Annotated in this window: 10 protein-coding genes; 5 read left to right on the forward strand and 5 right to left on the reverse strand. The window is 49.5% G+C overall.

What is annotated here, in order from left to right; translation table 11 throughout:
* Positions 1–22: 22 nt before the first annotated feature.
* From AC6R0R_RS13070 to rdgC, 3 genes are all read right to left on the reverse strand, one after another.
* A complete protein-coding gene (locus AC6R0R_RS13070; protein WP_334551367.1) occupies positions 23–277 on the reverse strand; it encodes a YfhL family 4Fe-4S dicluster ferredoxin in 255 nt (84 codons plus the stop codon).
* 2 nt (positions 278–279) lie between these two features.
* Positions 280–1,680 carry a prephenate-dependent tRNA uridine(34) hydroxylase TrhP gene (trhP, locus tag AC6R0R_RS13075; protein WP_334551365.1) on the reverse strand — a complete coding sequence of 467 codons (1,401 nt, stop codon included), beginning with the start codon at positions 1,678–1,680 and terminating at the stop codon, positions 280–282.
* Between the two features lie 162 nt (positions 1,681–1,842).
* Positions 1,843–2,757: a recombination-associated protein RdgC gene (gene rdgC, locus AC6R0R_RS13080; protein ID WP_487901701.1), complete on the reverse strand. Its 915-nt coding sequence runs from the start codon at positions 2,755–2,757 to the stop codon at positions 1,843–1,845.
* A 232-nt stretch (positions 2,758–2,989) separates the two neighbouring features.
* Here rdgC and phoB point away from each other — a divergent pair, with 232 nt between their 5' ends.
* Genes phoB through AC6R0R_RS13095 form a run of 3 tightly spaced genes read left to right on the forward strand, consistent with a single transcriptional unit; the run spans position 2,990 to position 6,006 of the window.
* A complete protein-coding gene (phoB, locus tag AC6R0R_RS13085) occupies positions 2,990–3,679 on the forward strand; it encodes a phosphate regulon transcriptional regulator PhoB (protein ID WP_334551363.1) in 690 nt (229 codons plus the stop codon).
* Between the two features lie 48 nt (positions 3,680–3,727).
* Positions 3,728–5,026 carry a phosphate regulon sensor histidine kinase PhoR gene (gene phoR, locus AC6R0R_RS13090; protein ID WP_487901700.1) on the forward strand — a complete coding sequence of 433 codons (1,299 nt, stop codon included), beginning with the start codon at positions 3,728–3,730 and terminating at the stop codon, positions 5,024–5,026.
* Positions 5,026–6,006, forward strand: coding sequence for a PstS family phosphate ABC transporter substrate-binding protein (locus AC6R0R_RS13095; RefSeq protein ID WP_487901699.1), 981 nt, complete (start codon positions 5,026–5,028; stop codon positions 6,004–6,006). Before phoR ends, AC6R0R_RS13095 begins: the two co-directional genes overlap by 1 nt.
* Positions 6,007–6,095: 89 nt before the next feature.
* Here AC6R0R_RS13095 and ppx read toward each other — a convergent pair whose 3' ends face one another.
* Positions 6,096–7,595, reverse strand: coding sequence for an exopolyphosphatase (gene ppx / locus AC6R0R_RS13100; protein ID WP_500627007.1), 1,500 nt, complete (start codon positions 7,593–7,595; stop codon positions 6,096–6,098).
* Positions 7,570–9,681, reverse strand: coding sequence for a polyphosphate kinase 1 (gene ppk1 / locus AC6R0R_RS13105; protein ID WP_500627008.1), 2,112 nt, complete (start codon positions 9,679–9,681; stop codon positions 7,570–7,572). Before ppk1 ends, ppx begins: the two co-directional genes overlap by 26 nt.
* Before the next feature lie 209 nt (positions 9,682–9,890).
* Here ppk1 and AC6R0R_RS13110 point away from each other — a divergent pair, with 209 nt between their 5' ends.
* The gene (locus AC6R0R_RS13110) at positions 9,891–12,104 is read left to right on the forward strand and encodes an ABC transporter permease subunit (RefSeq protein ID WP_500627009.1); all 2,214 of its coding nucleotides are present in this window, start codon (positions 9,891–9,893) and stop codon (positions 12,102–12,104) included.
* A 38-nt stretch (positions 12,105–12,142) separates the two neighbouring features.
* Positions 12,143–13,798, forward strand: coding sequence for a phosphate ABC transporter permease PstA (pstA, locus tag AC6R0R_RS13115; protein ID WP_500627042.1), 1,656 nt, complete (start codon positions 12,143–12,145; stop codon positions 13,796–13,798).
* Position 13,799: the final 1 nt, after the last annotated feature.

A 13,799-nucleotide genomic window follows, 5' to 3' on the forward strand; every position in this document is an offset into this window, starting at 1 on the left:
TCGATGAGCGGCGTTTTTGGTATTAGGCTAACCCTTGAATGATGACGAACTTTTCGAGCAGTTCCTCTTCGGTCTCAATATGGTTTGGGTCCGTGATAATGCATTTGGTGATCGGACAGACAGACTGACAAGTGGGTTTGTCGTAGTGCCCTTTACACTCTGTACAGAGATCAGGGTCGATCTCGAATATGCTGTCACCCATAGAGATAGCGCCGTTAGGGCACTCAGGGTCACACATATCGCAGTTAATGCACTTATCCGTGATCAGCAACGCCATGGTTATTTACCTGTTGGGTTACGGGTATCCTGACCAGCATTAAGGTTACGCATCAATAGACCAAATTCCAGATCCAAATCCTGTGGTACTGGAATGAAGACAAAGTGGCCATTGCCTTTTGCGTCATCGATAGACTCAGACTTGCGGTTTTCCATCGCTTCAAGCGTGAAGACTACATTACCTTTAGGTGTCATAAGCTCAAGGCTATCACCCACAACGAATTTGTTCTTCACTTCCACTTCTGCCATGTCACCGCGACGTTTACCAGTGAACTCACCGACAAACTGCTGAGAATCGGAAACAGAGTAGCCGTAGTCGTAGTTTTGGTAAGCATCGTGAGTGTGACGACGAAGGAAGCCTTCGGTGTAACCACGGTGAGCGAGGCTTTCAAGCGTGCCCATTAGGCTCTCATCAAACGGACGACCTGCAACCGCATCATCAATCGCTTTACGGTAGACTTGTGCGGTACGTGCACAGTAGTAGAAAGACTTAGTACGGCCTTCGATTTTCAGCGAGTGAACACCCATCTTCGTTAGACGCTCAACGTGCTGAACCGCACGGAGATCTTTCGAGTTCATGATGTAAGTGCCGTGCTCATCTTCGTAAGCGGCCATCTTTTCTTCTGGACGGTGAGCTTCAGAAAGCAGCACCACTTCATCGGTTGGTTTGCCACGACCAATCGTGGTTTCAGGGCGCTCGTCTTGAACTTCAACAGGCTGAGCCTGTGATGGATCAAACTTCTCAACGATGTCGCCAGTGTCATTTTCTTTGCCTTGCTCAACTTTGTATTCCCAACGACATGCGTTCGTACATGTCCCTTGGTTCGGATCACGTTTGTTGATGTAGCCAGAAAGCAGACAGCGGCCAGAATACGCCATGCAAAGTGCGCCGTGAACAAAGACTTCGAGCTCTGTTTCAGGGCAGTGTTCACGGATCTCTTCGATCTCTTCTAGAGAAAGCTCACGAGAAACAATCACGCGTTCAACGCCGTTGGCAGCCCAGAATTTTACCGTCGCCCAGTTCACCGCGTTCGCTTGTACTGATAAGTGAATTGGCATATCAGGGAAGGCTTCACGTACCATCATAATCAGACCAGGGTCAGACATGATTAAGGCGTCAGGGCCCATTTCGACCACAGGTTTAAGGTCGCGGATAAAGGTTTTCAGCTTTGAGTTGTGCGGCTGGATGTTGCACACCACGTAGAGTTTTTTACCCAGCGCATGCGCTTCATCGATACCGATTTTTAGGTTTTCGTGGTTGAACTCGTTGTTACGAACGCGCAGGCTGTAACGAGGTTGGCCCGCGTAAACGGCATCAGCGCCGTAGGCAAAGGCATAACGCATGTTTTTCAAGCTGCCTGCGGGTGACAGTAGCTCAGGAACAAAAGCTTTCTCAGTGGTCATAGTCATTTCTCTTCAATCTGATCTCAAGTCAGGCCGATTCCACCATATGGAATCAGGGGCGCAAATTTTACGTCAAATACGCTGTGGTGACTAGGAAAACATAAGAGAGGTTAATGAAACGCCTTCTAAGCGAAGGCGCTGAAGAGACTTTGGGGCAGAAGATTACGCGTTCGGGTGCGGTAGTCCACCGAGCATGCGGTAGAGATCCGGTAAGAAAGTGCTCATTTCGCCGCACATCAGTGAAAAGTCGGCATCAAAGCGCGCCGCTTGATCTTCACGAGGAATATCTTCGTTCTGATCTCTCAGTTCATCTGAAAACTTGAGGCGTTTGATGCTGCCGTCGTCGGCCAAAATAAACTCCAAGCGCTCTTGCCACCACAAGGCGAGTTTGGTGACTTGCTTATCCGCTTCAATGTGGCTGCGAATCTCATCACTGGTGAGCTCTTGCTTTTTACAACGGATAATACCGCCTTCTTCCAGTACCGATTTTAGTTCGGCCTCGTCAAGCATTTGTAGGCCTGCTGGGAGATCGCCGCTCTTTACCCATTCTGTCATTGTAAGTTCGAGCGGTTTTTCCGGGATGGCAGGCACGACGGGTAAGCTTCCCATGGTTTTACGCAGTAGAGCTAAGACATCTTCGGCTTTTTTGTAGCTGCTCGCATCCACCAAAATAAAGCCTTCGCTCGGCAAAATCAGCACATAGGTGTGGTTACTGCGGCTAAAGGCACGCGGTAGCAAGTCCATCACGATGTCGTCTTTTAAGGTCTCTTTTTCTTTCTTTTTCAGTGGTCGACCTTCTTGCGCTTCCATGGCATCCACTTTAGCGTTCAGTGACTCTTTGATCACGGAAGCGGGCAACATTTTCTCTTCTTTCTTGGCGCAGATAAGAATGCGGTTTTCGGAAACGTGCGTCATCATGTCGCCGTGTTTCCCCATGGCGGTGACCCAACCGAATTTTTGCTTGTCTTGGCTGCCACATGGCGTAAAACGAAACTCTTGGAGCTGTTTTTCTAATTGGTCTGCATTGAACTCAATATCGCGGTTAAAGCGATAAACCAGACAGTTTTTAAACCACATATGTTCTCTCTAATGCTACAAGTAAGTCGGCAATAATAAGGAATTTCAACCAGATTGTCCTAGCCGAAATGCAAAATATGAAGATGAATCCAGAATAAAAGTTATATGAAAATTTGTTTTCAAAGGTCACAAAAGTGTCATAATTGCTAGTAATAATGCCTATGCATCAAGAGGCGGCAGGCTGCCCGCCCTAATCATTGAGTAAACTCAACGAACATAAGGTTAAATGATTATGTCTAGAAGGATTCTGGTTGTTGAAGACGAGGCACCAATTCGTGAAATGCTGTGTTTTGTTCTTGAACAAAAAGGTTACCAAGCAGTAGAAGCAGAAGATTACGATACTGCAGTAACCAAATTGGCTGAACCCTTCCCAGATCTAGTTTTGCTAGATTGGATGCTCCCTGGCGGCAGCGGTATTAATTTCATCAAACACATGAAGCGTGAAGAGCTGACACGCAACATTCCGGTAGTGATGCTGACAGCGCGTGGTGAAGAAGAAGACAAGGTTCGTGGCCTCGAAGTCGGCGCGGATGATTACATCACCAAGCCATTTTCACCGAAAGAGCTGGTGGCGAGGCTTAAAGCGGTAATTCGCCGCGTGACGCCCACTGCGCTGGAAGATGTGATTGATGTGCAAGGACTCAAATTGGATCCCGTTTCTCACCGTGTGACAGCGAACGATGAACCTGTCGATATGGGGCCAACGGAATTCAAAATGTTGCACTTCTTTATGACTCACCAAGAGCGTGTCTACAGCCGCGAGCAGTTGCTCAATAACGTCTGGGGAACCAACGTGTACGTGGAAGATCGTACGGTTGACGTTCATATCCGTCGTTTACGCAAAGCACTCGAAGCCGCCGGGCACGATAAGTTGATCCAAACAGTGCGCGGTGCAGGCTATCGCTTCTCCACCAAAGCATAATCACATTAAGCGTGTGAGGTCATAAGGAAAAGCAAAACGGAGAGGTAAGTGGTAGAACGGTTAACTTGGAAAAAGCTGGCCTGGGAGCTGGCTTTTTTTTACACCCCTTGGGTACTCATTGGTTGGGTATTTGGCTATCTGCCGTGGCTGTTGTTAGCCGCGACGGCGATTCAGTTGCTGTGGCATCTGCACAATCAAATACGTTTATCTGCTTGGCTGTGGGACGAAAAGCGCCTGACGCCACCGTCGGGGTCTGGTAACTGGGAGTCGCTATTTAATGGCATTTACCGCTTGCAGCAGCGTCAGCGAAAAAAGCGCAAAGAGCTGACCAATCTTATCCGCCGTTTCCGCAACGGTGCCGAATCCTTACCCGATGCAGTCGTGGTGTTTCGCAGTGAAGGCAACATTGTCTGGTGCAACAAGCTCGCCCAGCATCTGCTTGGATTTCGCTGGCCAGATGATTCGGGCCAGCCGATATCGAATCTAATTCGTACCCCTGATTTCATCAAATATCTCAATAAGCAAGATTTCTCTGTCCCTCTGGAAATGCGTTCACCGTTGAACGTCGAGCGAATGCTCGAACTACGTATTGTGCCTTATACCGAAGGGGAGCACTTGATGGTGGTGCGTGACGTCACTCAGCTCAAGCAGCTTGAGGGGATGCGCCGCAACTTCTTCGCCAACGTGTCTCATGAACTTCGTACGCCGATGACCGTGCTGCAAGGGTACCTGGAAATGACGGAAGACCCAGACATGGTGGTCGGCCCGATGTGGAGTAAGGCACACGGCGTGATGACCGAGCAGCTAAACCGCATGAACAGTTTGGTCAATCAGTTGTTGACCCTCTCTAAGATCGAAGCGGCGCCCATGCATGAGCTTGAAGATGTCGTGAACGTCCCCGCGATGCTGGATGTGCTTGAGAAAGAAGCGGCGAGCCTCAGTGGCGAGCATAACCATCAGCTCCACTTTGATGTCGATGACACGTTACGAGTGCTTGGTGACGAAGATCAATTGCGCAGCGCTATTTCTAATCTGGTCTATAACGCCGTGAAATACACCCCAGCCGGTGCAACGGTCAATGTGCGTTGGTATGAAACGGCACAAGGGGCGAGGCTTGAAGTGGAAGACAGCGGTGAAGGGATCGAGAAACAGCATATTCACCGTTTAACCGAGCGTTTTTACCGAGTGGATAAGGCACGCTCGCGTGATACCGGCGGAAGTGGACTCGGTCTTGCCATCGTTAAACATGCGTTAACCCACCACGATTCACATCTTGAAATTGAGTCGCAAGTCGGTGTGGGCAGTAAGTTCTCCTTCTTGTTGCCAAAACGTTTGGTGGTGAAGTAATGGGGCGCCAAAAAGCGTGGCCAATCATCATCACGATTGGTGTGGCGGTATTGGGGCTATTGACTGGCCCTGCTCGAGCGACAGGATTGCAAGAGTATCAAAAAGTACGCGGCGTTAGCGGAAGCCTGAGCAGTGTTGGCTCTGATACGCTTGCCGGTATGACCACCTTATGGATGGAAGAGTTTACGCTGATTTATCCCAGTATTAATGGTCAAGTCCAGGCGTCTGGTTCTTCCACCGCTCCCCCAGCATTAACTGAGCGAACGGCGCAATTTGGCCCGATGAGCCGCGAAATGCGCAACCGTGAAATTGAGGCCTTTGAGCGCGAGCATGGTTACAAACCCACAGAGTTACGCGTCGCCATTGACGCGATTGGCGTTTTTGTCCACCGCGACAATCCGATTGAAGGGCTCAATTTTTCTCAGCTTGATCGTATTTTTTCTGCGACTTTACGTTGTGGCGGTACGGAAAGTATCGAGTTTTGGACCCAACTAGGACTCGACTACCAATGGGCAAAGCGTGCGATTCAAATGTTTGGTCGTAACTCGGTCTCCGGTACGTACGGCTATTTTAAAAACAACGCCTTATGCGGCGGTGACTTTAAAAATAACGTCAATGAGCAGCCGGGATCGGCATCGGTTGTTCAATCGGTGGCTTCGGCGATCAATACGATCGGCTACTCTGGCGTAGGCTATCAAGTCTCAGGTGTGAAGCTGCTGCCGATTGCCAAAGAGGGTGAAGATTATATCGCGCCGAGTTATCAAAACATTTTGACTGGTCGGTACCCTTTGTCGCGCTACCTGTATGTGTATGTCAACAAGCATCCTGACAAACCGCTGCCTCCGATCGAACGAGAGTTCATTCGCTTTATTTACTCTAAACAGGGGCAAGCTTTGGTGAGCAAAGATGGTTATGTCCCTCTATCGCCTGAAATCGCGCAGCAGGAATTAGAAAAAGTCGGCCTTTCTCTACGTAATTGAAATGACGAAGACGTCGTCATCATAAGGTTAAACAAACGCCGCGTTCACTTATAACGCGGCGTTTTTTCGTTTTATGAGAGAGACTGAGTCTAAAAGGTCAGTTCCCAGCCGACACTGTTCCAGTATTCTTGCTCGCAAAGCAGATCGGCATGGAGCAGCTTGTTGTGTTCCAACCACTGGGCTTCATCACACTTCAAGGTCCAACTGTCGCCATCGACTTTCAGTGTCAGGGCTGGCAGTGGGTCATCGTTGCGCTGACCGTTGAGCAAGATGGCGAGGCGCAGAATGCGAATTAAACTGATGACGTGCTTTTTCTTAAACAGCGAAAACTCTTCCATTTCATTGAGCTTTAACGCTTTGCGCTGAAAGCGCGCTAACATGGCGAGAATGGTTTGCTGCTCTCGGTTAAAGCCGGGCATGTAGGTATGTTTGAGAATGTAAGCCGAATGGCGGTGGAAGGCTTGTAAGCTGATGCTAAGCCCTACTTCATGCAATAACGCGCTCCATTCGAGCAAATCAAAGAGCTCAGAGTGTTTGTTAATGCCAAGCTCTTGGTGGGTTTGATCCAAAAACTCGCGGGCATGGCCTTTGACTTTGGCCGCATGCTCTAGATCGACCAGATGTTTACTGGCAAGGTTTTCCGTGGTGCGCATGCGGATGTCGGAGCGCTTAAAGCGCGATTCCATTTCGTAGAGTAAGCCTTCTCGCAGTGCGCCCTCTGAAAAGTGCATTTCGTTGATTTTGAAATCTTTGAAAATGGCGGCAAGGATCGCCACACCCGCCGCAAACACAGGCTGACGTTCCGGTGTGAGGCCGGTGAGGTTGATGTCATCAATCGTCTCCCACTCACACAGTTTTTCGATGAGCTTGTCGAGTCGTTTGCTGTCGATAATGCCATCTTCAAAGCCCATTCCGACCAGTACATCACGAATGGCCTTAATGGTCCCTGAGGAGCCAAACGCGACTTCCCAGCCTTTCTTGCGATATTGATGGGCAATGGACTCCAACTTTTGCTCCGCGGCTAAGGTCGCTTTGGCAAAGTTCTTCTTCGACAGCCTGTTGTTTTTGAAATAGTGCTTAGTAAAGCTGACGCACCCCATCTGCTTACTGTTGACTAAATGCGGTTCGAAGCCTTGCCCTATGATCATTTCGGTACTGCCACCGCCAATGTCTACCACCAATTTGGAGTCAGAGGCTGGTTGCGTGTGGGCAACCCCCAGATAAATTAGGCGTGCTTCTTCAATGCCGGGGATGATCTCGATAGGAAAGGGCAGCACGTCACGGGCTCGCTGCAAAAAAATATGCGCGTTGTTAGCCTGACGAAGAGTGTGCGTCGCGGCGATACGGACATTGCTCTCTTCAAACCCTTGCAGTCGCTCAGCGAAGATGGTCAAACAGTCTAAGCCACGATCAATGGCGGCGTTATCTAAATTTTTTTGTGCATCTAACCCAGCTGCGAGACGGACTCGCTGCTTGTGTCGACTTACCAGTTGCAAGTCTTGGTCTACAACTTTGGCGACCACCATGTGGAAGCTGTTTGAGCCAAGGTCAATCGCGGCAACATCACGAATTTCCGGTGTTTGGGTCATGAGTGATTGAAAGCTCTTTCTGTTTCTTTGTCTGTTTTTCTACATTCTTAAGATAGTCGTAAATGGCAATCTGTGAGCGAATTTTCTTTCGGTTTCCGCGTGGCACATAGGTATTGCTCATCTCTTTGTCTATCCACCTCGCCTTTACTGTATCGGTAAAGTGGATGTTGATGATATCGATAATGCGCTGTTTAAGACGTTCGTCACGCACTGGAGCACCGACTTCGATCCGATAGTCGATATTCCGTGTCATCCAATCTGCTGATGAGATGTACACTTTGGGGTCTCCATCATTGTGCGTGATGAGAACGCGCGGGTGTTCTAAGAATCGGTCGACGATGCTGATGATTTTGATGTTGTCGCTCACGCCATCAATACCCGGCACCAAAGAACACATGCCACGAATGATCATCTTTATCTCTACCCCTGCGCTGCTCGCGCCGTAGAGTTTATTTGCCAGTCCGCGATCCACTAGGTTGTTGACTTTCAGCGTAATAGCGGCTTTTTTACCCTCTTTCGCATTGGCAATTTCTGCGTCGATGAGGCGATAGAGCTGCTTGCGAGAGTTTTGTGGTGAGACAATTAAGTGATTGAAGCGCACCGGTCGATACGGGTTCTCAATGTAGCCAAACACATTGCGCACTTCGTTGGTGAGCTCAGGGTCTGCGGTGAGCAGCGAGAAGTCCGTATAGATACGGGCGGTTTTTTCATGGAAGTTACCGGTGCCGATGTGCGCATAGCGGACGATGTCGTCATCTTCGCGGCGTGTAATCAAGAGCAATTTAGAGTGGATTTTTAATCCGGGCGCGCCAAAAATGACATGCACGCCGGCTTCGGTCAGAATCCGCGACCACTCAATGTTGGCTTCTTCATCAAATCGAGCCTGAAGCTCTACAATCACTGTGACACTTTTGCCATTGTGCACCGCATCGATAATCGAGTTCATCAGGCGCGAATCTTTGGCAACGCGATAAATATTGATCTTGATGCTCAGTACTTTCGGGTCGAACGATGCCTGCCTCACCATTTCGCTGATGTGCTCAAAGGTGTGATAGGGGTAATAGAGCAAGATATCTTGCGCTTTGATGGCATCAAAGGCGTTGGCATACCCGTCGAAATCGGCGCATTTCATCGGCGGTAAGGGTTTGTTTTCAAGGTAGTCACGGCCCACATTGGGAAAACCAATAAAGTCTTTAAAGTTGTGGTAGCGGCCACCTGGGATCAAACTGTCGTAGTTGGAGATTTTCAGCTTATCGCACAAAAAGCTCAGCATTTCGGTGGGCATGTCACGCTCATAGACAAAGCGAACCGGCATCGCGGTTAAGCGCTGACTGACCCCTTCAGACATTTGCTCAAGAAGGCTGTGCTCGACTTCGTGACTGAGGTCGTATTCGGCGTCACGCGTCATTTTCATCGCGTAGCCGTTTAGCTCGTCATACTCAAAAAAGCCACTGAAGAGTTCATCCAAACAGTATCGGATGATGTTATCGAGAAGAATGATGGTTTTGCGCCGTTTGCCTTTTTGTTCTGGCACCATCACAAAGCGAGGCAAGTGGTCGGTGGGGATCTCTATCAAGGCATATTGATTGTGTTCGCCTTTGCGTAAGTCGACAGCGATGTAGGCGTATTCATCTTTGAGGAATTGCAGCACATCAATGTCGTCACGCATCAAAAGCGGGGTGATATGCGGAACCACTTCATTGCGAAAATATTTTTTTATCCACTTTTGTTGTGCGTCACTGAGCTGAGTTTCGTTGACTAAAAAAATCCGCCGACGCGCCATTTCGCGGATCAGCTCAGAGTAGAGCTCATCAAATTTATCATTCAGTTTGAGCGCTTTGCTCTGCATTTTACTCAGCAGGTGTTTGGGGTTGTCACTGCCACCGCGCTCTTGATTGATCAAGATACGACGTTTGACATCGGAAAATCGAACTTTATAAAACTCGTCCAAGTTGTTGGAAAATATGCCTAAAAATCGAATTCTTTCGATGAGTGGCACTTCTTTATCTGCTGCTTCTTGGAGGACGCGTTCATTAAACGACAGCCAACTAAGCTCTTTTTCGATATACAGTTTTTCAGCACTCATAACCCAACCTTTGCAACGTGCCTTCTCTATGGGGCGCTATAGAGTAAGGACTTAATAAGACCAAACTGGTAGCCAAGCTAAGATCTTTGTGTGACATTTTTATTGCAGGTTTTTATTACACTATTTTCAGTTGCTTAATGTGAGCTGTAATATAATTGTCACCTAATAGAAATATTATACGCATGGGTTAATTTAGGTAAGTGGGACAGATGGTTAAAGGCGATTTTTCGTTACGAGAACGTGACAGAAAACGACTTATTAAAGATAGAATCGTAAAACTGGCTGTCTCTGCGGGTGGCGTCGGTGTGCTTGCGGCGCTGGTGCTGATCTTTGTTTATCTGGCCATGATGGTCTTGCCTCTGTTTTCTGACGCCAAGATCACGCCCAATTTGGCGACTAAAACGATAGATGAGCAGTCTATCGTTGCGCTGGGTGTCGATGACTATGGCCACTCCGCTTATACCTTATCCTCTCTCGGTACACTCAAGTTTTGGGCGCTCAATGATGAGCGCCGCGACGCGATTTATCACTATGACTTGGGGGCGCAGCACACCTTGTTTGCCTCTGGTATTGGTGTAAACCCTTGGCATGCGATGGCGACGCCATCAGGGCACGTGACGCTCTTTCGCCCTGAATTAAGCAGCAGGTTGGCAAATGGTGAGCGAGTACTCACCCCGAGTGTCGATGTGGTTACGCCGCCGCTGGATTTGCTCCTCGGTGAGTCAGCTACTGACGCTCAGTTGCGCGCATTTGCTTTTGCAGACCGCGATGCCTTCACGCACGCTACTTTCACTTTGGTCGGCTACTATGACGACAATCGCATCCGTGTCCGTTGGTTAGATTCCAATGGGAAACGCCAAGACTTTGAGTTTCCACAGCCTTTTATCGATTTAGATCAGCTTTTGCTTACCCCCAATGGTGACACGCTATATTTGCGCAGCGCATCTGAGCTGGTCATTGCCACCAAACAGCGTCAGGGGTTCTTGGTTCGTGAAGTGGTCGATTTAAGTGCAGGCAACGTCAAACATTCGGTGAGTGAGGTGCAGCTGTTAGCGGGCGCTTACTCTTTGTTAGTGAGCCACCAAGACGGCAAAGTGTCGCAGTGGTTTGATGTGCTCAAAGAGGGTGAGCGCCACTTGGTGCCGATTCGAGAGTTTCAACTCGCGCCGCAGTTACAGCTGCTGCTGCCTGATACCTATCGCAAAGGGTTCTACAGTTTTTATACCAATGGCACGGTTCAAAGCCACTACACCACCAGTGAAAAGTTGGTCCTGTTTAACCGAGCCTTTGATAAAGCGCCCACCTTAGCGGCGATGTCCAACAATGAACAATATTTGTTGACCCAAAGTGGCGACCAGTTGTCTGTCTCGCATCTCGATAATCCATACCCCGAAATCTCGTTGTCCTCTCTGTGGCAAAAAGTGTGGTATGAAGGCTACCCAGAGCCTGAGTTTGTTTGGCAAACCACCTCAGCCAATGATGAGTTTGAAGCCAAATTCAGCTTGGTGCCGATCGCGTTTGGCACCATCAAAGCGGCATTGTTCGCCATGATGTTCGCGGTACCGATAGCGGTATTGGGCGCCATTTATACCGCTTATTTTATGACGCCAGCGATGCGCCGAGTCGTCAAGCCCTCTATCGAGCTGATGGAGGCGCTACCGACGGTCATCATCGGCTTTCTGGCGGGCTTGTGGTTTGCACCGATTGTTGAGAATTATCTCGCGTCTGTGGTGGTGCTGTTGATTGCTTTGCCGCTGTCTACCGTAGTGGCCGGGGCGCTGTGGCAAAGTTTACCCAAAATGTGGAAGCGTCACTTTGCCAATGGCTGGCATGCGGTAATTCTTATGCCGGTGATCATCTTGCTGACGGTGGTGGTGCTTTCTCACACTAGCGGTTTAGAAGAGTGGTTGTTTGATGGCGATGTGCGTGCGTATTTGGCGCAGCACGGGATTGGTTTTGATCAGCGCAATGCCTTAGTAGTCGGGTTTGCGATGGGGTTTGCGGTGATCCCGACCATCTTTACCATTGCAGAAGACGCCATCTTCTCGGTACCGAAACACTTATCGGACGGGTCATTGGCTTTGGGGGCGACGCAGTGGCAAACCTTAGTGCACGTAGTATTGCTTACCGCGAGTCCGGGTATTTTTTCGGCCGTCATGATGGGGCTTGGCCGCGCCGTTGGTGAGACGATGATTGTGCTGATGGCCACCGGGAACACCCCGATCCTTGATTGGAACATATTGGAAGGGATGCGTACATTGTCCGCAACGATCGCAGTTGAGATGCCAGAGTCGGAAGTGGGCAGTTCCCATTACCGATTGCTATTCCTAGCTGCGTTGATTTTGTTGATGTTCACTTTTGCAGTGAACTCGATGGCGGAGTGGGTGCGTCAGAGGTTAAGAGAGAAGTATCGTGCGTTGTAAGCGAGTCAAAACCGCTCAGGCGGTGAGCCATGATTAGTATGAAATCGGGTTATCAATGGCTGAAATCCGGCTCTCCTTGGATTTGGCTCACCGGCGGTGCGGTCAGCGTGAGCTTACTCTCGGTACTGGGCTTATTGCTGCTGATTGGTTGGAAAGGTCTCTCGTTTTTCTGGCCCTCTCCACTCTATCAATGGCAGACCTCTCAAGGTGAGGTGCTGGTGGGGCAACTCTACGCGACGGAATCGGTGCCCATTAATCATTTACAAGAGATGGCTATTGAATTGTCAGATGAGGTGGAAGAGCGAGGGTTGGTTGAGCGCTTGAGTATTAAAGTCGCCAACCGCGATCTCTATTCTGCCGATTTTGTGTCTGTACTTGAAACTGAAGTGTTAGATCGCACAACCCCTTCCGGGTGGGCGGTGATTGAGCGCACGCGCGGCGGTGATTTTTTTGGTCGACCCATCGCTTATCGACAAGCCGATGGCGAGATGAGCCAAGAGGTGGATGTGGCGATTGGTCGTGGACTGGCGTTCGCGGAAGAGGTGCGGGGCAACATAGAGAATCTAGTCGAGAAGCAGATCAAAGTGCTCAGTGTGCAGGCAGATAAGCTACGCTTGGAGTATCGAAAGCGAGAACTCAACGGAAATTTGGACGATGCCTTTTTGCTGCGTTATCAGCAGCAATCCCAAGGCTTTAGTCAGCAGTTGATGGCGATGGAAGCAAGGCTTGATGATTGGCGTGATGAGCTTGATCTTCAAGGCCTGGTTGTGGTGGATATGCAAGGCACACAGGTGACGATTCCACTGCGTGAGATGTTAGATGTGTGGTATCCCAATGATATGTCTCTGCTCGAAAAACTTGGCCAGTGGTCGGTGCAAGCTTGGAAGTTTCTGACCGATGATCCCAGAGAGTCCAACTCGGAAGGGGGCGTATTTCCGGCTATGTTTGGTACCGTGTTGCTGGTGATCATCATGTCGATTATTGTTATGCCACTGGGCGTGATTGCGGCAGTCTACTTACATGAGTATGCGCACAACAACGCGTTTACTCGAGTGATTCGTGTGGCGGTGATCAACTTGGCTGGGGTGCCTTCGATCGTTTATGGTGTCTTTGGGTTAGGCTTTTTCGTCTACACCTTAGGTGGCTCGATTGATGCACTCTTCTATTCTGAAAAACTGCCCAGTCCGACGTTTGGAACGCCAGGGCTACTTTGGTCAGCGCTCACCTTGGCAGTATTGACCTTGCCTGTGGTCATCGTGGCCACTGAAGAGGGCTTAAGCCGCATCCCGAATTCGGTGCGTCACGGCTCTTTGGCATTAGGCGCGACGCAGTTTGAGACCATGTGGCGCATTGTTCTGCCGATGGCAAGCCCTGCGATTATTACCGGATTGATTCTCGCCGTGGCTCGCGCCGCGGGAGAAGTGGCGCCGCTGATGTTGGTCGGAGCGGTGAAGTTGGCCTCCAGTTTGCCCGTTGACAGCCAGTTTCCCTTTTTGCACCTTGAGCGTAAGTTTATGCATTTGGGCTTTCATATCTACGATGTCGGTTTTCAGACCACCAATATCGAAAGCGCGCGTCCCTTAGTGTACGCCACTTCTTTTTTATTGGTCACGGTCATCATCGGGCTCAACTTAACTGCCATCAGTATTCGCAATAATTTACGCGAAAAATATCGAACCTTTGGACAAGATTAAG

This window comes from Vibrio sp. R12-SW3-ISO1, assembly GCF_059834005.1.

Excerpts from the sequence above, each read along its gene's own strand:
- AC6R0R_RS13070 (WP_334551367.1), bottom strand. The coding sequence starts at position 277 with ATGGCGTTGCTGATCACGGATAAGTGCATTAACTGCGATATGTGTGAC.
- trhP (WP_334551365.1), bottom strand. The coding sequence starts at position 1,680 with ATGACCACTGAGAAAGCTTTTGTTCCTGAGCTACTGTCACCCGCAGGC.
- rdgC (WP_487901701.1), bottom strand. The coding sequence starts at position 2,757 with ATGTGGTTTAAAAACTGTCTGGTTTATCGCTTTAACCGCGATATTGAG.
- phoB (WP_334551363.1), top strand. The coding sequence starts at position 2,990 with ATGTCTAGAAGGATTCTGGTTGTTGAAGACGAGGCACCAATTCGTGAA.
- AC6R0R_RS13095 (WP_487901699.1), top strand. The coding sequence starts at position 5,026 with ATGGGGCGCCAAAAAGCGTGGCCAATCATCATCACGATTGGTGTGGCG.
- ppx (WP_500627007.1), bottom strand. The coding sequence starts at position 7,595 with ATGACCCAAACACCGGAAATTCGTGATGTTGCCGCGATTGACCTTGGC.
- ppk1 (WP_500627008.1), bottom strand. The coding sequence starts at position 9,681 with ATGAGTGCTGAAAAACTGTATATCGAAAAAGAGCTTAGTTGGCTGTCG.
- AC6R0R_RS13110 (WP_500627009.1), top strand. The coding sequence starts at position 9,891 with ATGGTTAAAGGCGATTTTTCGTTACGAGAACGTGACAGAAAACGACTT.
- pstA (WP_500627042.1), top strand. The coding sequence starts at position 12,143 with ATGAAATCGGGTTATCAATGGCTGAAATCCGGCTCTCCTTGGATTTGG.